Here is a 15049-nt window from a genome sequence, read left to right on the forward strand (position 1 = left end):
GGGATCCCGACCGCGTGGCGGCTGTCGTCGCGGAAGGCGGAAAGTCCCAGGGGCGAACCCACGCCAGGCTCACCGCTACGAGGCAGATTCACCACCGGTTCCCAGAAAGAGCCCTCCGAGATTCGGCGAACCTGCGCGTTTCCTGTAAGCCGAGGCGAAACCGGCGGCCGGCGCAGGTTTGGGACGAAGGCGTCCCGGACGACGCGGCGGAAGCGCTGTCGCTGGGTGGGGGTGAGGAGCTGGAGGTCGGAGGTGGAAGCGGAGGAGCATCTCGAAGGTGGGCACGGTGTTCTTCTCCGGGCAGCACGACGCAGCCCTTGGCGCGCGCCGGGGGCTGCTGTAGGCGGTGCTCGTCGGTCGCCGTTCGGGTCGTGATGTGCGTGCTGCCGGAGAGCGATGACATTCGCGTCCGGCGAGCCGCTTCCCGCCTGACGGGACGCCGGGGTAGAAAGTTCGGCTCCTGCTCCCGCCTGGCGGGACGCTCTGCCGATCGGCCTTTCCCGGCAGGTCAGAGCCGTGTGACGTGGTCTCCATGACAGCAGATATCAGGGTTATCACGGCCGGTCAGATGTACGGGTACTACCTGCGCGAGACGGTTGTCGGTGACGATCGCCGCCCGGCGCGTACGCCGCTGCGCGCCGCCCAGGAGCAGGCTGGTGTTCCGGCCGGGCGTTGGATGGGCCGCGGTCTGGCCGTGCTCGGACTCGCGCCCGGTGAGGAGGTCACCGAGGCGCAGCTGCGAACTTGTTCGGGGAGCGGGGTCGGCATCCGCACGCGGACCGGATCGAGGCTTCCCGGCTCGCCGCTGGCGACTCCCCGAAGAAGGCGTTCAAGGCCGGCGCCCTCGGACGCCGGGTGACGGTGACAGGCGTGGACTTCGTCTTCCGGCCGCAGCCGACGATCTTCCTGCTGTGGGCGCTCAGGGATGAGGAGATCCGCCAGGTGATCGAGGCCGCGCACGGGTACGCGATCGTACGGGTGCTGGAGTGGATCGAGGACGAGATCGCGGTGATCCGGTACGGCAAGGACGGGATCTACCGTGTGCGGCCGCCCGGTCTGGTCGCCGCCCGCTTCCGCCACTACGAAGCCCGCTCGGGGATGCCGCTGCTCCATGACCATCTGCTGCTGTCGGTGAAGGGCCAGCGCCTGGACGGCACGTGGGGTTCGATCCACACCACGGCCCTGCACGAGAACACGGTCGCGGCCTCCGCGCTCTACAACGAGCTCGTGGCGGCGGAGGTCTGCGAGGAGCTGGGGCTGGCGACCGAGCCGCGCACCGTCACCCCGGGGCGCCGGCCGGTGATGGAGATCGCCGGGGTGCCGCACGAGCTGATCCGCTGGACCGCCCGGCGCAGCGACCAGATCGCCGCCTGCCTGGCCGAGCTGGAGCACGAGTACGTCACCGCCGTCGACGACAACGGCGAGGCGAAGTTCCTGCCCGTGGTCTCGGAGCGGGCCCGCACAAAGTTGAACCGGATCGCCGCCCGCAAGACCCGCCAGCTATAGAAGGAGAAGGCCTGCTCGCTCGCGCAGCTGCGCGCTGACTGGAAGCAGAGCGCGATCCTCACCTCCGGGGCGCCCGCCGACGTCACCAACTCCCTCCTCGAGCACGCCCGCGCTGCGGCTGCGGCGATCCGGGCCCGGATCGCGGCCGTGGTTGACATAGCTTTGGCGGCTGTCGACGTCGTCGCGACGGTGTTCGTGATGAACAAGGGCGGCCGATTCCACCGTCGGCATCTGCTCGCTGAAGCCCGCCGCCACCTCGCCCTCGTCCTGCGTGGCCGCCGTCGCGAGCCGGGCCTGGACGGCCAGGTCGTGGCGGCAGCCATCTCCACCTACTGCCTGGACATCAGCGAGCCGAAGACCGTACGCGGCCTGGAAGCGGGCTACCGCCTCTACACCGCCCGGTGGAACCTCTCCGACCTCCCCGCACGGCGCCGCCCCCCACCCGCCCCCGCACTCGACCCGGACCGGCTACCCCCGGCCGATCCCGGCGAGCCGCCTGCGCCCCGGTCCCCGGGCGAGGGCGCGGGGGAGTGGGAGATACCCGGCATCCCGCTGCAGTACGAGCGGGCTGTCCTCGCCGGTGCGGTGGTACGGGAGAAGCTGCGCACCACCGCCGCTGTGCGGGGCCAGGCGTACGACGTCACCGCGCACCAGCAAGCGGCAATGCCCGAACTCCTGCTCGCCCACCGTGACTCCGCCCTCGACCCCGAGCGAACGGAGCAGCAGACCGAACCGCGCTCGGCCGTCGACCTGACGGCGCTACGGGCCCTGAGGCAATCGCGTACGGATGAAGAAGCCTTGAAGTCCACCGCTGAGCAGCTGCACCACCTGACAGCCGCCTTCACGAAAGCCGGCGAGGAGGCCCGCGCCAGGACGAAGAAATACACCGGCCGGGAGATCACCACTCCGGTACACCCGGCCCGCCAGGACGAACAGCACCGCCCCCAGCAGCCGGGCCCGCACCGACCGGAAGCCGGCCGCTGAGCGCACGCGGCCGGAACTACTGACCAGGTAGCCAGGGCGTGTGTGACAGGCGTGCGGCGCTCCGGTGAGGCGTGCCGCTGCTCGTCTCCTCCTCCACACCGGCTGCAGCGAGAAGTGTCATCAGAGGAAGTTGGAACGCCCTGAACAGCCATTTTCCAACTGGCGCCTACCCGTTGGAACGGGGGCTCGGCTATGCCTGTCCCGGCCGTCCTGCTGGAACGAGAGCGGCTGGACCACGGCCGGGGCCAGAGCAGCTGCACGCCTCGTACGGGGGCCAGTTTTTGAAACCGGCCCCGGTTCGAGCAGCAGGTGGAACTGGTGACGCTCCGGCCGGGCTCACGTGGGCGAGGTCTTTTCCAACATCGTGTGCCCGTTGTCTGGAAGCAGGCAGGGAGCGGGTGCGCACATACGTTATCGAGGGAGAAGTCCCAAGGGGAGAAACAGCGCTGGGAGATAGCCGCGCGCGGGGTTCGAAAGGTCCGGCGGGACGATCACCCCATGGCAGGCCGTCGTGGCCGGCGTACACGGAGCCCTCGTTGTGTGACATCACACGGAGTGATTGATTTTCGCTTGGCTGATCCGGGACTGAGCTTCACAACTGGCAGCTCCAGTCGATCACGGTTGAGTATCACTTCGCAGAAGTGAATCTTGAAACGCCGACGTCTTCGATAAGCGTTTTTGTCCATATTTATGATTTTTAATCCGAAGTGGTAGTGCTGCACTCGAAGGTCCGTACCTTTCAAATCTCACTGTCAAGATCAAATAACAAAGATATGGCAAATTATTCACGCGATGCTTACTGAGGCGCCGACTCGCTCACCTTGTCCTTGCCTCTACTGTTCGCCCGACCGCTGAGTGTCGACCCATCCGGGCTGACTGTGCGGGTGCACATGGAGATTTGATGAAAAATTGGGGACGACAGGGATTCCTGTCTCCACGAGGGCTGGCTTCCCGTCCACTGGGTCGCATAGCACTGGCAGTGACTATCGTGATGGCCGCCGAGACGGCGCTGCTCTCTACGGCGACACCCGAGGCGATCGCCGCGGACGCAGTCCGGACCATCACGGAGCAGACGGCACCTTCCGAAGGTGGCGCGGAGGCACCGAAGTCGGTGTCGGAGGCGCTTCTGGCGGCGCGCCTGGAGAACCGGAAGGTCGAGGTGGTCTCGGAGAAGACCGAGACCTCTACCACCTGGGCCCTGCCCAGTGGAGAGCTCCAGACTTCCGCCTACGCCGCGCCGATCCGGGTGCGGCAGGAAGACGGCTCCTGGGACGCGGTCGACACCGACCTGGCGGATGCAGGAGCCGCGCTGGAGCCGAAGACCGCCGCCGCCGACGTCACCATCTCCGACGGCGGTGACACGCAGCTCGCCTCCCTGTCCAAGGGCAGCGCGACGTTCGGTCTCGGCTGGCACGAGAAGCTGCCCGTCCCGACGGTCAAGGAGGACACCGCCTCCTACGACCTGGGTGCCGGGCAGACGCTGGCGGTCACCGCGCTGTCCCAAGGGTTCTCCGAGAACATTCTGTTGCAGCAGGCGCCCGCACAAGACCCGGTCTACCGGATCCCCGTGAACCTCAAGGGGCTGGAACTCTCCCAGGCCGACTCCGGTCACCTGCTGCTCAAGGATCCCAAGGGCAAGCTGGTCGCCGAAGCCCCCGCACCGATGATGTGGGACTCCTCCAAGCATCCTGTCTCGGGTGAGTCGGAGCACCAGGCGCGGGTGACGACCACGATCGAAACGGCCCAGGACGGCACGCAGTCGCTGGTGCTGAAACCGGACGCTGCCTACTTCGGCCAGGACCTGACCTACCCCGTCACTGTGGACCCGACCTCCACCCTGGCTGTCACCACCGACACCTGGGTCCAGAACCCCGACTACCCCGACTCCCAGGTGTCGTCCACGGAGCTGAAGTCCGGGACGTACGACACCGGCACCAATGTCGCCCGCTCCTACCTGAAATTCGACGTGTCGAAGTTCAAGGGCAAGCACATCACCGACACCAACCTGGCGCTCTACAGCTCCTACTCGGCCACGTGCTCCACCACCGGCGCAGGCACCCAGGTACGCCGTGTGACCGCCGACTGGTCCTCCTCCGACGTGACCTGGTCCGCCCAGCCCGCGACGACGACCACAGGCGCGGTGACGAACAAGGCCGCACTGGGCTGGAACAGCACCTGCCCGGCCGGCACGGTCAACTTCGACGTGGATTCCATCGTCCAGGACTGGGCGGGCGGGGCGGCCAACTACGGCCTGCAGCTGCGCGGCGCCGACGAGAAGGACGCCACGACCTGGCGTAGATTCCGCTCGGCCAACTACGTCTCCGGCGACGGCTCCAGCGAGCCCCACCTGACGGTGACGTACAACTCCTACCCTGCCGTTCCCGTCTCCGGAGCCATCGCTCCGTCGCAGGTCAACGCGTACAACGGCAGCCGGTACGTCACCTCCCTGACCCCCACCCTGTCGGCAAAGGTGACCGACCCGGACGGGTCCAAGACCAAAGCCCAGTTCGAAATCACCCCCGACCCCGCGCACGCCGACACCACCTACACCTACACCGCGGCCTCGGCTCTGGTGGCTTCCGGCTCCATTGCGAGCGTCGCGGTCCCGTCCGCCACCGCCTTCCCCGCCGGAGCCCACCTGCGCTACCGGGTACGCGCCAACGACGGCACGGACGACGGCCCGTGGTCCGCTTACAGCACCTTCGTACTGAACACGGGCAAGCCCACTGCCCCGAGCATCACCTGCGCAACGTACGAGGCCGGCGCGTGGACCGCCAAGGCCGGCGCGGCGGTCGACTGCACACTCGACACCGACTCCACCGACGGCGCCGGCTACCACTGGGGACTCGACGACCCTGGCATGACCAAGCGGTCGCTGGACACCACCAACGGCTCCGGCGGTGACAAGCAGACCATCAGCATCAACCCGGCCAACGGCTGGCACACCCTGCAGGCCCGCACCGTCGACTCCGGCGGAAACCTCTCCACCGCCTCGACCGCCTACAGCTTCGGCGTCGGCACGGACGGCGCGGCCCTTCTCGCTCCTGGTGACGGCGACCGGCCAGCCCGGCGGGTCGGCCTGGCAGCCACCGGCAAACCCACCTACACCGGCGTGACCTACCAATACCGCCGAGGCGAGACCGACAGCTGGCACAACGTGCCGCTCGCCGCAGTGACGAAGAACGCGGATGACTCCGCAGTGGCCTCCTGGCCCATGACCTCGCCGAACGGGTCCGCCCCCGCACTGACGTGGAACATCACCACCTCGCTCGCCGAGGACGGACCGGTCGACCTGCGCGCGGCCTTCACCGATGGACTGAGCACCGGGTACTCCCAGCCCAACACCGTCACCGTGGACCGAGTCGCCGGCGATGCCCCCATGGAGAGCGTTGGCCCGGGGCAGGTCAACGACCTCACCGGAGACTTCGGCCTCCAGGCCACCGACGCCTCCTCCCATGGCATGTCCGTGACCCGATCCGCCTCCTCCCGTACGCCCCAGGCAGCAGCGAACGCCGAAGGCCAAGCCGCGATCTTCGGACCCCAGTGGACATCCGGCACCCTGGCCGAAGCCACCGAGTCGGACTGGGCCTACATACGCAAGACCTCCGCGACCTCGGTAGCTGTCGTCGACGCCAACGGCGGACAGACCGGCTTCACCGCCCTGTCCGCAGGAGGCTGGAAGCCCGAGCCCGGCTCCGAACGCCTCACCCTGACCGGGAACCTCACCGGAGTCCTCACCCTCAACGAGACCGAGGGCACCACGACCACGTTCAAGAAGATCGACCCCGCCGCAACCACCTGGCAGGTGTCCTCCAGCTACCGCCCCGCAGACAACACCACGATCAACGTGGTGTCCGAGAACGTGGTGACCGGCGGCACGGCCCTGGCACGCCCCCGGTATGTCATCGCCCCGACGTCAGCAGCCACGGCAGCCACGTGCGAAACCACCCCGAGCACCAAGGGTTGCCGCGTATTGGAGTACGAATACGCCACCGGAAGCACCGCCAGCGGCACAACCCTCGGCGACTTCACCGGCCAGGTGAAGCAGATCAAATCGTGGTCCACCGCCCCGCAGGCCTCGACCTCGACAGCGACACCCATCGCGGCCTACGTGTATGACGCCTCCGGCCGCCTGCGCGAAGCATGGGACCCCCGGACCTCACCGGCCCTCAAAACCACCTACACCTACGACACCTCCGGCCGCGTCCTGACACAGACACCGCCCGGAGAACTCCCCTGGACCTTCTCCTACGGCAGCGTCGGCACCACGACCACCGCAGGCCCAGGCATGCTGCTGTCAGCGAGCCGACCCACCCTCAAGCAGGGAACCACCAGCGAGACTGACGGCACCGCCACCACCAGCGTCGTCTACAACGTCCCCCTGAACGGCCCCAAGGCGCCCTACGCCATGGGACCTGCGGACGTAGCCGCCTGGGGACAGACGGACGTCCCCACCGACGCGACCGCCCTCTTCACCGCCGCCGCCGTCCCCGCCTCGCACGAGGGACCCAGCCTCAACGCGTCGGACTACGCCAACGCGGCCATCACCTACACCGACGCCTCCGGCCGCCAGGTCAACAGCGCCGCCCCCGGCGGCCACATCAACGCAGCCGAATACGACCACGCGGGCAACGCCGTACGCCAGCTCAGCGCCACCAACCGTGCACTGGCCCTCGGCAGCACCGACACCACACGCCAGCGACTGGCCCTGCTGGGCCTGGACCAACTGTCCATCGCCGACCGCGCCGAGCAGCTGTCCACCACCATGGAGTACTCCACCGACGGCCAGCGGCTGCTGGAGGAACTCGGTCCGCTGCACCCCGTCACCCTCGAGCGGAACCTCGCCGCCGCCACCGGCGGGAACCCGCTCGCCGCCGGCACCGAGATCCCCGCGCGCCGGCACACCCTGCACCACTACGACGAGGGCCGCCCCGGCACCGCCGCCGTCTCCAACCAGGAGACGAGCACTGCGACAGGCGCCTACATCGAGGGCTACCCCGCAGACGCAGACGTACGCAAGACGGCCACCACCTATGACTGGGCCACCGGCCTGCCCACCGCGACCGTCGACGACCCGGGCGGCCTGAACATCACTACCACCACGAAGTACGACACCAGCGGCCGTGTCATCAAAACCATCCGTCCCATGTCCAACGGAACCGACGCAGGCGCCACCGTCACCTCCTACTGGTCCTCCGGCGGTACCGGCCCCTGCTCCGGACGCCCGGAATGGGCCGACCTCCTGTGCTCCGTCGCCCCGGCAGGTGCGATCACAGGAAGCGGTACCAACCCCGACCACGCCCTGACCACCACCACCGAATACGACCGCTGGGGAAACCCCGCCAAGGTCACCCGTAGTGCCAACAGCACCACCGATGTCACGACAACCACCTACGACGCCGCAGGCCGGCCGACCAGGACCAGCGTGACCGGAGGCATCGGTGCCGCGGTCACCGACATCGTCACCACCTACGACGCCGCCACAGGCAAAACCGGCACGGTCTCCAGCAACGGCAAGACCGTCACCCACGAATACGACCGGCTCGGCCGCGAAGTCTCCTACCGGGACGGGGCGGGCAACACCGCCACCCGTCAGTACGACGCCCTCGACCGGCCGGTGAAGGTGACCGACTCCGCGCCCTCCACCACCACCTACGCCTACGACACCACCAAGGACCCCCGCGGCCTGACCACCTCGATCACCGACTCCATAGCGGGAACGACGACCGGCGCCTACGACGCAGACGGCAACCTGATCACGCAGTCCCTCCCAGGCGGCTACCGCCTCGACATCAGCCGGAACGAGAGTGACAACGAGACCTCCCGCGTCTACACCCATACCTCCACTGGCACCGTGCCACTCTCCGACACCGCGGCACTCACCGTCCACGGCGACCAGGCCGGACACACCCTCACCACCGGGACCAGCACCACATCGAATTACAGGTATGACGGAGCAGGCCGACGCACCGAGGTGACCGACACCGCCGACACGGAGTGCACCCGCCAGTCCAGCTCCTACAATGCCAACGGCGTCGTCGTCAGCCAGACCTCGACCAACGCCTCGTGCGAGACGATCACCACCGCACCCGCAGAGACCCGCACCTTCAGCTACGACAGCGCCGACCGCCCCGTCGACACCGGCTACGCCTACGACGCACTGAGCCGCTGGACCACCCAACCCGGCGGATCCGCACAGACCTACTACACCGGCGACCAGGTCCGCGAAGAGACCACCCCCACCCAGCGCAAGACATGGGACCTCGACGCAGCCGGCCGCAGCAGCTCCTGGACGACGGAGACCAAGAAGGACGACGGCACCTGGACCGCACCGCACCGCACCACCAACCACTACCGGACAGCGGGAGACGACCCCGCATGGAGCCTGGTAGGCACAGACAAGATCACGCGCAACGTCCAGGACCTCGAGGAACGCGTATCGCTCACCACCAGCGCGGTCGGGAACGCCATGGTGCAGTTCACGGACCTCACCGGTGCCTCAGCCGTCCAGCTCCCCACCACGCCCCTGCTGCGCAGCGCCATCGGGTCCACCGCACTCGGGGTCTTCGAGTACACCGTGGGCGGATACACCATGAAGATCCCCTCCGGCTGCTTCCTCACCCACAAGATCACCGGCAAGCGGCGATCCATCACCTACCAGATGGCCAGCACCGACTGCGTCGGCGTCGCCGCTCTCGCCTCGTTCTGCAACTGGCGCATGGACTTCGCCTACGCAGACACCTCGAACCGGACCTACAAGACCCTCAAGGGCGCCGTGCACATCACCTGCAAGCGCGGCGGCGGCACAACCCGCAAAATCGAGCAGAACCGGACTCTCGCCCACTACGGCAAGGCATGCGCCAAGCTCTACGTCAACGGATCGAGGCGAGCCACACAGTGCCACTACATCACCAAATAGAGGACGAACCTGAGCAGCGGCCGACTACCGGGATGTGGTGGCTGGAACTCCTCGTCTCCCTCACCGCCGCAGCCCTGGGCTACGGCCTCCTGATCGGTGCTCTCCACCTCGCTCCCCCCACCGAGCCGATCAGCCTCAGCACCGGCGCGAACCTCCTGCTGATTGCCGTCGCCATCGCCGTCGGCGCCTTCACAGGTAGGCGATTCAGAGCCTGGGGCCTGCGCCGAAGCACCCAGCGCTAAACGGCGCGAACACCACTCTGCCGTCCCACCCCCGTACACCCCGGAGGTGGGACGGCAGAGCGCCACCCCCACCAACTCTCAGTGAGCCCTCACATATCGATCGCCTGCCGAAACCGTTCCGGAGATCCCATTCGCCGCCGCGCCCTTATGGCTGGCTCTGACTGCATGCGCTCGCGGCGAGTGCGGGCAGAACGACGGCGAGTGCGACCTACCGAGCTGCGCCGCCGCCTGCTCGCGCTGTCCGCCCGGATCCACTGGCATCCGTTCTGGTCCACCCCGCCGGGCTGTCTGCCTGCGGCCCGGGTGGAGCTCCGGCAGCGGACCTACGGCGACCGGACATGGGAGACGGCGTGAGACGCGACAGAGCCCTGTCGAGTCGGCAGGAAGCGATCTTGCGTGTGATCCGGTCCTGGATCATCGAGCACGGGGAGGGGCCACCAGCCGGCAGATCGGTGTGCGGGCGGGTCTTTCCAGTACGAGCTCCGTCGCCTACCAGCTTGGCCGGCTCGAAGCGCGGGGTCTGATCAGCCGGACCGGCCGGGGCTGGAAGTCCTGCCACCTGGAAAGCTGACCGCCTCCGGCGGGGCGGGGGCGATAGCGGAACAACGGCCTGCAAGCCGTGAGCGAAGCGGGGCCGCTCCTCGGCAGGGAACGGAGTTGGAACGCCGTGACCTGCAATTTTCCAACTGGCGCCTACTGGTTGGAACGGTTCTGGGCTGTAGCTGTCCCGGCTGTTCCACTGGGAGTTCGCCAGGACACCGTCGGAGCCAGCGTAGATACGCGCCTCGTGCGGGGGCCGGTTTTTGAAACCGGCCTCGGCTCGCTGGCCTGTTGGAACTGGTGCCGCTTTGCCGGGTGCTGGCGTGGGTGAGGGCTTTTCCAGCGTCGTGTGCCGGTTGGAACGCCTGGCGGGTCAGTTGGAACTCGCCGGAGAAGCAGGCCGCGGGAGGGAGTGCCGGACCGGCGAGGAGTGTTCGCCGGTCCGGCAGTGCCCGATCATGCCGCACGTTCCGGTTCCGAGCACGGGAGGGCGGCACCCGGGTCCGCAGCCGGCATATATCAGGCCGCACCGTTGTTCGTGGCCTGCGTGGTGGTTGACGCTCCTACGATGCTCTCGTGACCACTCGCCGCGTCCGTGGCGCAGGACCCGAAGCTTCCGGGCCCAGCAGTATCCGCGCAGCCGAAGCCGACATCAAAGTTCTCGTGGGCGGGTTCCTCGACGGCTGGCTTCCGGACGGGCCGAGCATTCTGGACTGAGCCGAAGTTGGCGGAGTGACGAGCGGGCCTTCCAAGGCGCCTGCCGGTAACGTGACGGCGACTGGTGAGGAATGGTCATGGTTCCGTCACACTCGCCGCGCGGAGCGGTCATGGACCGCTGCGAGCCTCCTGTGTGGCCCCGCGACAGGTCCGGGGAGAAGGAGAGGCACAACATGTCCTTGCAGAAGAAGAGGAACCCTTCCATGCAAAAAACCGCAAGCAAGCTCCGCCTCGCGGCGGCCGCGTTCAGCGCTGTACTCCTCGCGGGCACGGCGCTCTCCGGAAGTGCCCACGCCGCGCCCGAGGGGAAAGCCGCCGCAGAGATAGGGGTCAAGGCCTGCGGCTACTACGAGACGCAGACAGACTCGTACTACGGACACTGCGGCAGCACCTGGGTCAAGATCCAGGTCGACATCGACTGGTGGCCGACCGACATCACGAGGTGCGTCCCGCCGGGCGAGACCCATCTCGGCACGACCGACGAGATCGACAACGCATGGGCCATCGCGGGCACCTGCGGCTAAGTGCCTGTTCCCGAGGCCGATATGACAGAGCTGCGGTTGTGATTGGTCGGAGAACGGCTCGTTGGATCTGGCCGCCTGGCCGCCTGACCTGCGGGCGGACGGGCGGACGGCGGCGAGCCGGCTTCCCACGATGGTGGGACGCCGGCTCGCCGGGTGGTACCACCGGTGATCGAGGCAAGCCTCCCCGGGCAAGCCCTTCTCGGAGGAAGGCTTGCCCAGGGCCGGGCAGGCTTGCCCACGGGGCTGTGACCTGCCCGGGTCAGGAATCGGGTCAGCAGCACACAGTGACGTCGTCCCGTCACCGGACCGCGCCCGGGGCCCTGTGGTGACGGCTCCCCGTCACAGTGGCCCGGACCTGTTCCGGTTCTTCGAGGAGGAAGGGCCCGGTGGCGCCAGGCGCGGGTGCGGCAGGTGCTGGAGCAGTAGCGGGTGTCCCGGCGGCGGCGCCCGCCGGAAAGGACCGGCTGCCGGCAGGCCGGGCAAAGCAGCCGCTCCAGCAGCTCGGCGTTCCCGGTGGCTGCGGCTTCGGCGGTCAGGACACCGACCGCGATGATGCGCCCGCTGGTCTGCCGGTCGCGGTACGCCTGGGTGCGGCAGGCACCGGAGCAGTACCGGCGCCGGGCCGATCCGGTCCGGGGAAGCCGGGCACCGCAAACCGCGCGCACGACTGCGAGCGTCACACCCCTCCAGTCTCCGCCCGCCCGCCACAGCCACGCCATCGCCGTTGCGTAGCCGGTTGCCCAACAGGTTGTTCAACCGGTTGCGTTCCTGGTCGCCTATCCGGTTGCCCGCCGGGTTGCCTGCCCGGATTCAGGGGCGGGCGTCTGTCGCAGGCCGGGCAAGGGCGCCGACACTTCTTTCTCCGCGCAGCCGGAGGAAGAGGCTGTTTCCCCTCCTCGGGGCGGCGGCCCTGGACGGCCGCGGTCGGTGAGGTCCAGGTCCTCAACACCAACTGACGCGGCGGTGCGGGGAGGTAGCAGGAGGGGCCGGCCGTTGCACGGATCCGAGGGTGGGAGGATGCGCTCATGGAGTTGGCTGACAGTGGCAGTGAGGTTGTGCACTACGTACGGTTCCAGTCGCCGCATCGGAACCGGCGGGGGCATTTCACCGGCGTTTTCGGGCTCATCAACACCCTTGCGCGGGAGGGGAAGCTCACCGAGGAGCAGGAGGCTTTCCGCCGGAGCAACAACAGCTGGTACAACGCCGCGTACACCGATCCTTCGACCGTCGACCCCTGAACCGCCCCGCTTCAAATAGAGACTCGATTTCGTGAAAGGATCGAGTCATGGCACGACCTTCCCGTTACCCGCTTGAGCTCCGCCGCCGTGCGGTGCGCATGGTCGCCGAGGTGCGCGACGACTACCCGACCGAGACGGCTGCTCTGCAGGCGTTGCCGAGAAGCTCGGCATCGGTTCCCGCGAGACGCTGCGGAACTGGCTGAAGCAGCACGAGATCGACGCGGGCCAGCGCCCGGGGACGACGACGGAGGAGTCCGCCCAGCTCAAAGCGTTGAAGAAGGACAACGCCGAGCTCAAGCGGGCGAACGACATCCTGAAGGCGGCGGCGAGTTTCTTCGCGGCCGAGCTCGACCGGCCACTCACACGCTCGTAGCGTTCATCGACGAGCACCGGGCCCGCTTCGGCGGCGTCGAGCCGATCTGCAGGACGCTCACCGAGCACGACTGCAAGATCGCCCCCTCCACCTATTACGCCCATAACAAACGCCTGGCCGAGGCCTCGCCCCGCACCTTGCGCGACGAGGAACTCAAGCCGGTCATTCGCGAGGTCTTCGCCGCCAACTACCGTGTCTACGGGGCCAGAAAGATCTGGCGCGAGCTGAACCGGCACGGCCACGAGGTGGCCCGCTGCACCGTCGAGCGCCTCATGCGCGAGCTCGGCATCACCGGCGCAGTCCGCGGCAAGCGGGTGATCACCACGATCCCCGGCGGGCAAGCCGAGCGGGCACCGGACCTGGTGGACCGGAACTTCGCCTCCACCGCACCGAACCGCTGCTGGGTCGCCGACTTCACCCACGTCAAGACCTGGTCCGGCGTCGTCTACATCGCGTTCGTCGTCGACACCTTCTCCCGCCGCATCGTCGGCTGGTCGGCCGCCGCTTCCAAGGAGACCCAGCTCGTCCTGGACGCCCTGGAGATGCCCCTTTGGCAACGCGTTCGCGATCAAATCCCCTACGCGAAAGGCGAGTTGATTCACCACTCGGATGCCGGCTCGCAATATACGAGCTTCAAACTCGCCGAGCACCTTCACGCCGTCGGCCTCGCGGCGAGCATCGGATCGGTCGGAGATGCGTACGACAACGACCTGATGGAGTCCGCGATCGGGCTCTACAAAACCGAGCTGATCAAGCCCGGCCGCCCATGGAAGACGCTCTCCGACATCGAACTGGCCACCGTCGAGTGGGTCGATTGGCACTGCCACCGCCGACTCCACGGTGAGATAGGGCACATCCCGCCCGTCGAGTACGAGACCAGCTACTACCTCACCACCACGAAACCCCAGGTCACAACCACAATCTAAGCTCTCTACCGAACCCGGGGCGGTTCAGTCAGTGCCGAGTGCCGCGAGCTCATCGCCGACATTGAGACGCAGCTGGACAAGGCCAGACAGAAAGGTGGGGACGACGGAATACTCGCGTTCTCGCGGCAACAACCCAGCGGGGAGGACTGCAGTGACGAGCTCCGCGACTTCTTCCGGAGCGATCGGTAAAGCCCTCCTCATTGATTGCTCCGGCTTTCGAGCAGCGGCCTATTGAGCCCCGGGCATGACAAGAAGCCGCGTCGGACCGGCGAGGAGTGATCGCCGGTCCGACGACCCGATCATGCCGTAAGCGTCGCGCATGACGGGAGTACCCCTGCATTCCGCAGTGGGACCAGTTTCGTCGGGTCAGCCGACGGCGTGCAAGGTGCCGCGTCGCTTGCTCGCGGCCGCCTTCTTGGCTGCGGCGAGCGCGGCTCTCTTCCTGCGCTGCTCGGCGACCTGGTCCTGGTAGGCGGCAACGGCCTGGTGGTAGTTGGCCACGTAGTTCTTGTGGTCCAGCCGGTCCGCGGTCGGCACGGCCCTGACCGCGTCGTGGGCGTCCTCGGGGGAGTTGTAGCCGGCCAGCATCGGGTTGATCTGGTGGATGCCGTTCTTGACCTTCTTGACGAGCTTGGCCAGCTCCAGCTCCCGCAGCGCCGCGTTCACGCTGGGCGAGTTGCTCAGCCTGAGCAACTCGCCCAGCGTGGCCTGGTCCATCTGGATACGACCGCCCGGCTCACTGCGCGCCCGGAGCTTGAGCAGCGCCCGGTAGTCAGCGGGCGGCAGGTCCAGGTCCGTGAGGAGACCGTCAGCGTTCGTCGCCGACCACTTCAAGGTACTCACTGGCCTGATCCCTCCTCCTCACGCTGCGCCCGGGCCAACCGGCGTGCAGCGCGTTCGTCGGCCCGCTTCTTCCGCGGTTCCTCGATCGCCTAGCGCATGTGCTCCAGTGACGGGAACCGCACCAGGTCGGGCAGGCTCTCGTCCCTGCGGATCCTAGAGATTGCCTTGTCCTGGTCGACCTGCACGTACTCGGCTTCGACCAGCTCAGTGCCCGGGATGAACTCTGCTACACGGTAG

Annotated in this window: 7 protein-coding genes and 2 pseudogenes; 8 read left to right on the forward strand and 1 reads right to left on the reverse strand. The window is 67.8% G+C overall.

Features of this window, described 5'->3' with window-relative positions; genetic code table 11:
- The first annotated feature begins 744 nt into the window (after positions 1-744).
- The 8 genes and pseudogenes from mobF (at position 745) to ACK8N7_RS35040 (ending at position 13969) form a co-directional block, all read left to right on the forward strand.
- Complete coding sequence (gene mobF / locus ACK8N7_RS35005; RefSeq protein WP_500445104.1) at positions 745-1506, forward strand: MobF family relaxase; 762 nt, start codon at positions 745-747, stop codon at positions 1504-1506.
- A gap of 147 nt (positions 1507-1653) precedes the next feature.
- The gene (locus tag ACK8N7_RS35010; protein WP_500445106.1) at positions 1654-2490 is read left to right on the forward strand and encodes a hypothetical protein; all 837 of its coding nucleotides are present in this window, start codon (positions 1654-1656) and stop codon (positions 2488-2490) included.
- A 979-nt stretch (positions 2491-3469) separates the two neighbouring features.
- Positions 3470-9409 carry a DNRLRE domain-containing protein gene (locus ACK8N7_RS35015; RefSeq protein ID WP_500445108.1) on the forward strand — a complete coding sequence of 1980 codons (5940 nt, stop codon included), beginning with the start codon at positions 3470-3472 and terminating at the stop codon, positions 9407-9409.
- Between the two features lie 32 nt (positions 9410-9441).
- The gene (locus ACK8N7_RS35020; protein WP_500445110.1) at positions 9442-9651 is read left to right on the forward strand and encodes a hypothetical protein; all 210 of its coding nucleotides are present in this window, start codon (positions 9442-9444) and stop codon (positions 9649-9651) included.
- 147 nt (positions 9652-9798) lie between these two features.
- Complete coding sequence (locus tag ACK8N7_RS35025; RefSeq protein WP_500445112.1) at positions 9799-10005, forward strand: DUF8825 domain-containing protein; 207 nt, start codon at positions 9799-9801, stop codon at positions 10003-10005.
- Positions 10006-11111: 1106 nt separating this feature from the next.
- Positions 11112-11432: a DUF6355 family natural product biosynthesis protein gene (locus ACK8N7_RS35030; protein ID WP_500445113.1), complete on the forward strand. Its 321-nt coding sequence runs from the start codon at positions 11112-11114 to the stop codon at positions 11430-11432.
- A gap of 1025 nt (positions 11433-12457) precedes the next feature.
- A pseudogene (locus tag ACK8N7_RS35035) lies at positions 12458-12667 on the forward strand (hypothetical protein); the annotation flags it as partial.
- Between the two features lie 50 nt (positions 12668-12717).
- Positions 12718-13969, forward strand: a pseudogene (locus ACK8N7_RS35040) (IS3 family transposase).
- A gap of 366 nt (positions 13970-14335) precedes the next feature.
- On the opposite strand, the gene ACK8N7_RS35045 reads toward ACK8N7_RS35040, so the two are convergent.
- Positions 14336-14812 (reverse strand): MarR family transcriptional regulator, encoded by a 477-nt coding sequence (locus tag ACK8N7_RS35045; protein WP_500445115.1) that lies wholly within the window; start codon positions 14810-14812, stop codon positions 14336-14338.
- Positions 14813-15049: the final 237 nt, after the last annotated feature.

It is taken from the genome of Streptomyces griseobrunneus, from assembly GCF_046713465.1.
GTDB lineage: Bacteria > Actinomycetota > Actinomycetes > Streptomycetales > Streptomycetaceae > Streptomyces > Streptomyces microflavus.

Bases quoted from the DNA above. Each gene is read 5' to 3' on its own strand.
- ACK8N7_RS35025 (WP_500445112.1), top strand. From the start codon at position 9,799: ATGGCTGGCTCTGACTGCATGCGCTCGCGGCGAGTGCGGGCAGAACGA.
- ACK8N7_RS35020 (WP_500445110.1), top strand. From the start codon at position 9,442: ATGTGGTGGCTGGAACTCCTCGTCTCCCTCACCGCCGCAGCCCTGGGC.
- ACK8N7_RS35030 (WP_500445113.1), top strand. From the start codon at position 11,112: ATGCAAAAAACCGCAAGCAAGCTCCGCCTCGCGGCGGCCGCGTTCAGC.